Here is a 5643-nt window from a genome sequence, read left to right as displayed (position 1 = left end):
TGATCTCCCGGCTGTCGGGATCATTGAATCAGCGGTTTAGTCCCTCGGCAAGGGGAGTTTTTCAACAGAATACGCCCCGATCTCGGTCATTCGACCATTCACAGCGTGATCCTGAAAGCTGCCGATGTTCAGGTCGCAGAGGTTAGCGACTTCGCGCCCAAAAACGGGTCGTCGGAACAGACGCAGAGGGATCTAACTATTCCATATTTACTCTTCCTCGACCGCGTCCACACCGCCTAAATTTTGCGACGCATTCTTCTTGAGGCGGGAAGCACCCCGCTTGCCGTCAGCTAGATAGCCACCGATACTTCGACCTGGTCGTCCCGGCGGCGCACAAAGACGCTGGTCGCCGGGGCAATTTCCTGGACGTGGAGATCAACGCTGTTGGCCCCGCACTGGAGTCGGTCGAGCGACAACTTCGAAAGAAACACGGGAAGTCGCGGTTTGTTGAAATGCACCTTCTTCGATGCGGTCAGCGACAACCCGAGGATGGCCTGGGTCATGTAAAGCGGAGCAGCACTGGACCAAGCTTGCGGTGCACACGCCACCGGATAGAGAGTTGGCCCTCGGCCCCACTTGCGGTCGAACCCACAAAACAATTCGGGGAACCGTTGCTGGTCGAAATAGAACGACGCTTCGAACAGCGCGGTGAACACCTTTTCGGCCGCATCCTGCAAACCGTAACGGGCAAAACCGGCTGCGATCATCGCGTTGTCGTGCGGCCAGATCGACCCGTTGTGATAGCTCATCGGATTGTAGCGTTTCTCCCGCCGCGCGAGCGTGCGAATGCCCCAGCCGGAAAAGCAGTCGGTGTGGAGCAATTGTTCGGCGACCGCTTCGGCGTGCGCCTGCGTCGCGATCCCCATGAGCAGCGCGTGGCCGGCATTGGACGCAACCACGCGGCAAGGCTTCTTCTCGCCGTCCAGCGCAAGGATGTAGCACCCCATGTCCGGGTCGAAAAACGTCTCGGCGAAGCGCCGCTTCAGGTCGGCTGCCTTGTCCCGCCATTCCTTCGCCGCGCCCACCTGTCCGCGGCTCGCCGCAAGATCGCCCATCGCCCGCCACGCCCCGTAAACGTAGGCCTGCATCTCGACGAGGGCGATCGGCCCTTCGGCAAGGCGCCCGTCGGCGTGCGAGATGGCGTCGTGACTGTCCTTCCAGCCCTGATTGCGCAGGCCGTTCTGATTGCGGCGGCCGTATTCGAAAAAACCGTCGCCATCGCGATCGCCCGAATGCTCGATCCAGCCGATCGCCCTCTCGAGCGCCGGCCATAGCCGGTCGATCGTCGCCTCGTCGCCGGTGCGCCGGAAGTACTCACCCGCCAGAAAGACGAATAGCGGGGTGGAATCCACACTGCCGTAGTAGTGGCGGAACGGTACCTCGCCAGTGTTGGCCATCTCGCCCAGGCGGGTCTCGTGCAGGATCTTTCCGGGTTCGGCGTCGGCCACGGGGTCGTCGGAAAGCGCCTGAAGCTCACCCAGTCGCAGGAGCGTGCCCCGGGCAAGCGAAGGATCGAACCACAGCATCTGCAACGCCGTTATGATCGAATCGCGCCCGAACAGGGTGCAGTACCACGGAATGCCCGCATAAGCGGCGGGACCCTGCGGCGTTTCCGTCGTCAGCGTGGTGACGTCGGCGATGCTTCGCGCGATCATCGCGTCGAACGAGGTGTTCGATGATGTGATCTGCGGTTGCCCATGAGCCGTCTTTCTGCGCCCCTGCCGCAGCGCGCGGTATGCTTCGAGATAGGAGCGGACAGGGTGGTCAACCGCGGCGCCATGGAAGGCGATCTGTGTATAGAAGGCCTTGCGCTCGCCCGGCGCGAGCGTCACGTCGAACCGAACTCGGTGCGGATTTACGACATCGGGGGCAGGTTCGAACGCGATCATGGTCTTGCGCACGACATCGTCGAGCCCGGTATACTCATAATCGATCGTCGAGTTGCCGCACACCGGGTCGGCCATCGTGCCGCGTTCCTTGCGCCGCGCGCCGCGCACTTCGAACATGTCGCGGAAGTCGGAACCGAGCGTAAGATCCAGGCTGAATTGCCGTTCACACGAGTCGAAGTTGCGAACCGCCAGTCTTTCGAACGCGCTACCCTCATACAGAAATTTGATCCTGCTCAAATGGATGAGGTCGTTGGGTATGCGCGTACCCGATCGGTTGACGATGTTGGGATTGGTCAAGTCAACGATCAAGGCATCCACGCGATCGTCAATTGTTGATCCCAGCAGCATCGGAGTGGTACCGCAGATAGTCAGCCGCCAGAACGAAATGTGGCGGGTGTCCTTGAAATATATGCCTTCCGGCGCGTTCTCGGCTCCCGCGACGTCGCCATGCGGGTCGAACAGCGCGAACGCATCGCCGTGTTTAACAGCACGCAACTCTTGCTCCTGGACAGAGCTCGCCGACTGCACCTGATGCTGATCGTCGGGACCAGGTAGTTCGATTTGCGAAAGAATGACGTTCCCTCCCGTCGGCTGTCACGCAGCGGTTTCGTAGGTCCCGCTAACCAAGCGCGCGGCGGTCGGCGCAGCATCGACCGGGAATTCGGCAACCGATGCGCGTCGATGCCGGGCCCCTTCATCGACCAGTTTCTGATATATGCCAGTGTAATCGCGTGCCATGCGCGCCGCGGTGAACCGCGCATCGAAGCGCGAGCGGATGACGGCTCGACTGAAAGCGAGCACCTCGTCCACCGCCGCGACCGCTGCGTCCATGCTGTCGACGATCCGGCCGCTGATCCCGTCGTCGATCACTTCGGGCACCGACCCGTTTCGCCACGCTATGACCGGCGTGCCGCACGACATCGCTTCGATCATCACAAGGCCGAACGGCTCAGGCCAGTCGATCGGAAAAAGCAACGCTCCGGCATTGCCGACCAACTCAGCTTTTCCGGCTTCGTCGACTTCACCGATGAATTCGATGTTGTCGTGCGCTTCGACCATGGGGCGGATATGCTGTTCCCAGTAGGCTCGATCCGCGTGATCGACTTTCGCGGCCATCTTGAGTGACTTGCCACTGCGTACCGCGATCTCGATCGCCCGGTCGGGACGCTTCTCAGGCGAAATACGGCCCAGAAAAACAAGATAATCGCCGCCTTCCGCGTTGAACGGGAGGAGTTGAGCGGGGAGCCCGTGATAGATCGTAGCGGCCCAGTTGATCGGCGGTAACGGCAGGCGCTGTTTGTCGGATATCGACACCAGCGGCACGTCGGCGAACGCACGGTAGCAGTCTTCGAGACCCGGCAGGTCGAGGCGGCCATGGAGCGTCGTGACCGTGGGCGTATCCCAGCCTTGCACCACCGGAAGCTGAAGCAAATCGATATGGAAGTGAATAATATCGAAGTCATCGAGACGCCGGCGAACCTGCTCGATCATGGCGAGATGATGCGGAAGGTGATCCCCGGCACGATCCACGAGACGCAGGGCTTTGGGGACGCATGACACCAGCTCTGCGGCGGTGCACGAATCGCCCGACGCGAATAACGTTACCTCGTGGCCTTGGCGCACGAGTTCCTCGGTAAGAAAATGAACGATCCGTTCGGTCCCACCGTATAATTTTGGAGGGCAACTTTCAATGAGCGGCGAAACCTGGGCGATGCGCATGGGCACTCCTGCTGAGGGCATTTCGGGCCACCAGTCCTCAAATGAACGCGCAGGCGGTTGGGTTCCAACTCAATCCCCGAGCGAGATGCGAAGGCGCGAGCGAGCACGTGGCGAAAGCGCGATTTCTGTTCGCTCGATGCCCACAGGTTGCAGACCGAACTTGTCAAAAAGACCGGCCTTTTCGCGGGACATGCGGCTTCCGCAGAGCTAGTCCAAGTACAAGAGAACGGCGCAATTCAGAACGGGGATTCAGGAGCTATGGGGCAAAGGGTTACTGTTTGGGCCATGTGGGTGTGTGCCTTAGGCACCGCGGCAACCGCCTCGGCTGCACCGTGGGTGAGCGAGCTCAAAGCGCAATCTGTCGTCGAGGTCGAGGCCCGGGCCAAGCTGGGGCAGGAAATCAATGATTCCGTATTCAGCTTCAGCGAACTCCCCTTCCAGGAATACGAGACCTCGAAATATCTAACCGAACTTCTCGAAAGGGAGGGTTTTACGGTCGATCGCGGGATTGCAGGTCTCCCCACAGGCTGGGTCGCCCGCTGGACCCACGGCTCGGGTGGCCCGGTCATCGCGCTTGGAAGCGACATCGACGGCATCCCGAAAGCCAACCAGAAACCGGGCATCCCGTGGAGAGAGCCGCTCGTCGCCGGAGCTCCCGGGCATGGCGAAGGGCATAATTCGGGCCAGGCCGTGAATATCGTCGCCGCGCTGGCGGTGAGGGACTTGATGAAGCGCAACAATATCGCCGGGACGCTGTTGCTCTGGCCCGGAGTCGCCGAAGAGCTGGTTGCGGGCAAGGCGTTCATGGTGCGTGACGGTGTGTTCAAGGACGTCGACGCGGTACTTTTCACGCATGTCGGGAGCAACCTCGAGACCGCGTGGGGTCAGCCGATGGGCACGGGCCTGGTTTCGGTCGAATACACATTTAACGGCGAGAGCGCGCATTCGGCCGGCGCCCCTTGGCGTGGTCGTTCAGCACTCGATGCGGTGGAGCTGATGAACGCTGGCTGGAACATGCGACGCGAGCATCTGCGTCCCGAGCAGCGTTCGCACTACGTGATCAGCGACGGTGGCGACCAGCCGAACGTCGTGCCATCCGTTGCTTCGGTCTGGTACTTCTTCCGCGAACAGGATTTCGCGAAAATCCAGAACAGCTTCGACATCGGCAACACGATTTCGGAAGCCGCCGCGAAGATGACCGGGACGACGGTCACGCGTCGTATCATTGGCACTGCGGCTCCTAGGCACTTCAACCGGCCGTTCGCGGAAGCTGTTTATGCCAACATCAAGGCCGTCGGCCTGCCAAAATGGACTGCTGATGAGCAGGCCTTCGCAAAATTGGTTCAGAAGAACGTGCAGGCCGACAAGCAGGAAGGTCTCGCGGTCGAACTCAAGAAGCTCGAGCCCCCGTTAGAGGAACCCAAGAGCGGGGGATCCGATGACATCGGCGACGTCTCGTGGACGGTCCCTACGATCACGGTTCGTTATCCGGCGAACATCCCCGACCTGCCTGGACACAACTGGTCCGATGCGATCGCGATGGCGACGCCTATTGCGCACAAGGGCGTGGTGGCGGGCGCCAAGGTCATTGCGATGACCACACTCGACCTGCTCACCGATGCCAAGCTACGTGGGGCGGCAAAGGATTACTTCAGGAACGTCCAGACCAAGACGCAGACGTATCTGCCGATGATCACTCCAGCCGATAAACCCGCAATCGAGATCAATGCAGACGTCATGGCCCGATGGAAGCCCGAGCTCAGCAGGTACCACTCCGATGCGGCGCGGTATCCGACCTACCTTGACCAGCTTGGCATTCAATTTCCGACGCTAAATAAGCCCGCTGAGAGCGGCGGAAACTAGCGGCTTCTTTCACGCCGATTCCAAAGTCTAGAATTGGTCGTTATCGAAATGTCCGCTTATCCCGCTTGCCACATAGGCATCGGACCGACCGCTAATGATGCTGTGGACGGCTCTCCATCCCCTCCCGCGCTATGAACGCGGGGTTGAGCTGGAAGGAGAGTCGAGATGGGCG

3 protein-coding genes are annotated in these 5643 nt (G+C 60.7%); 1 reads left to right on the top strand and 2 read right to left on the bottom strand.

The window, feature by feature from the left end; all coding sequences use genetic code 11:
- Positions 1-290 precede the first annotated feature (290 nt).
- Positions 291-2384, bottom strand: coding sequence for an amylo-alpha-1,6-glucosidase (locus tag N0B51_RS14695; protein WP_259963348.1), 2094 nt, complete (start codon positions 2382-2384; stop codon positions 291-293).
- A gap of 99 nt (positions 2385-2483) precedes the next feature.
- On the bottom strand, positions 2484-3608 hold the full coding sequence (locus tag N0B51_RS14690) for a glycosyltransferase family 4 protein (RefSeq protein ID WP_259963347.1): 1125 nt from the start codon (positions 3606-3608) through the stop codon (positions 2484-2486).
- A gap of 336 nt (positions 3609-3944) precedes the next feature.
- On the opposite strand from N0B51_RS14690, the gene N0B51_RS14685 reads away from it, so the two are divergent.
- Positions 3945-5471 carry an amidohydrolase gene (locus tag N0B51_RS14685; protein WP_259963346.1) on the top strand — a complete coding sequence of 509 codons (1527 nt, stop codon included), beginning with the start codon at positions 3945-3947 and terminating at the stop codon, positions 5469-5471.
- Positions 5472-5643 lie beyond the last annotated feature (172 nt).

Origin of the sequence: Tsuneonella litorea (assembly GCF_025154015.1) — a bacterium.
Classification (GTDB): domain Bacteria; phylum Pseudomonadota; class Alphaproteobacteria; order Sphingomonadales; family Sphingomonadaceae; genus Tsuneonella; species Tsuneonella litorea.
This window is presented reverse-complemented; position numbering and strand designations above follow the sequence as displayed.